Origin of the sequence: Paracoccus sp. MC1854 (genome assembly GCF_014164635.1) — a bacterium.
Lineage (GTDB): Bacteria > Pseudomonadota > Alphaproteobacteria > Rhodobacterales > Rhodobacteraceae > Paracoccus.
Window position 1 is genome coordinate 1 of the sequence record NZ_JACJFU010000099.1, and the last position, 2,263, is coordinate 2,263.

Annotated in this window: 2 protein-coding genes; one reads left to right on the plus strand and one right to left on the minus strand. The window is 59.7% G+C overall.

Annotation, left to right across the window (positions count from 1 at the left end; translation table 11 throughout):
* Nucleotides 1-320: 320 nt before the first annotated feature.
* Entirely contained in the window at nt 321-1,715 is a 1,395-nt protein-coding gene (locus H5395_RS18160; protein ID WP_182793933.1) for an alkaline phosphatase, read from the plus strand.
* 97 nt (nt 1,716-1,812) lie between these two features.
* On the opposite strand, the gene H5395_RS18165 is transcribed toward H5395_RS18160, so the two are convergent.
* Nucleotides 1,813-2,013: a hypothetical protein gene (locus H5395_RS18165; RefSeq protein ID WP_182793935.1), complete on the minus strand. Its 201-nt coding sequence runs from the start codon at nt 2,011-2,013 to the stop codon at nt 1,813-1,815.
* Nucleotides 2,014-2,263: the final 250 nt, after the last annotated feature.

Sequence of the window (2,263 nt, forward strand, 5' to 3'; positions counted from 1 at the left end):
CCGAGCCGAGCTAGGAAAGGTGCGAGCCAAGCCTCATAGGCAGCCCGCCAGTGGCTTGTGGTTGCTCTCATCACGGCACCTCCCGTGAGCACCACCCCGAACTACCACAAAACCTGGCAGAGTAGTGATAATTCAGCGCCCTGCTAGAGCCGAGAGGCGCAGACTGCGCGTTGCCACCGGCATCCGGCAGACGCGAGATGCCATGTTGGTGAAGGGAGAGGTGCGATGCCCCTCCGGTTGGGCGAGTTGGGGCTGCATCATACCCGATTCGGTTATATGCTGTGCTTCTGAGTTCTTGCGGAAGATGGTGAGGTAGTTCGATGTTGAACGAGAACCACGATCTGGGCGTCAACGCAGCCGGCGGGATTTATCCCGGGACAGAGGGAACTACGACAAGCGTCATATTCATGGTGCCTGACGGTTTTGGGGACGTAGCCGCGGAGGCGTACGAGTTCTACAAGGGGAGTGCACCGCTGTGGAAAAGCGGTTTCCAAATTCTCGTGGAAACCTCCTCGGCCAGCCGTCCGATCCCCGACTCCGCTTCCGCCGCCACCGCCTATGCGACCGGAGTGAAGACCAACAACGGGTCGATCGCCGTGGACGTGGATGGCACCCCCCTTGTCTCGGTCCTGACCCTTGCACATGAGGCGGGAAAGGCGACTGGCATCGTTACCACCGACGCCGTGGCCGGGGCAACGCCGGCGGCCTTTGGCGCCAGCAACGAGGATCGCGACAATCGCACCGAAATCGCCCAAGATTATATCGATCGGGGTGAACTGACGGTCATTCTCGGCGGTGGCCGCGAGGATTTCTGGGCAGATCCCGACCAGAACGGAATAACAACCCTGCATGAGGCCAAGGCTGCGGGCTTCGACTATGTCACCACGGCAAACGCGCTCAACGTTTCGGAGGGAGAGCGCCTTCTCGGCCTCTTCAACTTCGGGCCGCTCGGCCTGCCGCTCGGCGACCGCTCGAGCGAACCCACCCTGGCCGAGATGACCGAGACCGCCCTCGATCGGCTCGGCACAGATGAAGACGGCTTCTTCCTTGTTGTCGAGGCGGCCGGAACAGACACATGGGCGCATGCACATGACGCGGCCTCTGTCATGCGTGCGGCAGAGGAATACGAGAACGCCATGCAGGTGGCGGTCGACTATGCCGAGAAAAATCCGGGCATACTCGTTGTGTCCGTCGCCGATCACGAGACCGGCGGGATGCGCCTTGATTTGGATGGCGATCGAACGCCCGCCGTGTTCCAGAGCTATGAAGCACCTTACGCGGAAATGTTCTTCGAAGCTGCTGAGGCCATCGCCGACTTGGGCTGGAGACTCAGTCCGCGGTCCGTCATCAATGCTGTTCAGGAAACGGTTTCCGATCTGACCGGAGGATCGGTCCGGTTGGAACGTGAAGAAATCTTTTCCATCCTGAATGCCGCGGGCATCGAGGACGCGATCTTCGACTTCAGTACGTTTCTGAATGTACGTGGCGGCGTCGAATACACGACGACAGAGCACACCGATACGGATATCTCGCTGTTTGCCTTCGGCCCGGGAGCCAACCGTCTGGAAGGAAGAGTTGACAACACCGAGGTCGGTTTGTGGCTTGCTGATGCCATGGGTCTGTCCTTTCCAGCAGAACAGAACGTAGCAGATGCAGATTTCACTAGCGAGATCTTCCAGACTGCAGGTGAGAGCTGGGCCGACAGCCTGATGTAGGGGAAACAGTCGGGTTCACTCAGAGCGTCCTCGCTGAAACTCAATCCGCCGTCATGCTGCAAACTTCAATGCGCTGGTCAGAGGTCGGGTGATCCGGCTATCTAAAGCGTGCCGACGTGCCCCGGCCAATCGCGTCCGGGCTTGCGTTGAAATGTTCGTCGCCGAGCGGCTGCAGCCGTGCGAGAATGGCACCGATCTCGGCCTTCTTGAACATAGAGGCTGCAAGCGCCGCCTGCCGGTTCCCCTCGTCCTTCTCGGCACACAGTTGCTGGCGAGGCGTGGGGTTCGGGCGGGTCATGGGCGTGGCTCCGGGTCGGCATCGGTGTCGGGTGCAATCATGATCGCTCCAATCCAGCCCAACGTGTAAGGAAGCTTGAGCAAGTTCATTAATTTATGCGCAGAGAGACCGAGGAAGACCCATGGTAATCCTCCCATTTCTAACGGGGTCCATTCGTAGAACTCATGCGGCCATTTTCAGTTTCTGGGCGGGTGTGATGCCGCCGATGCCCATGTTCGGGCGGTCGTTGTTGTAAGTCCAGAGCCATTGC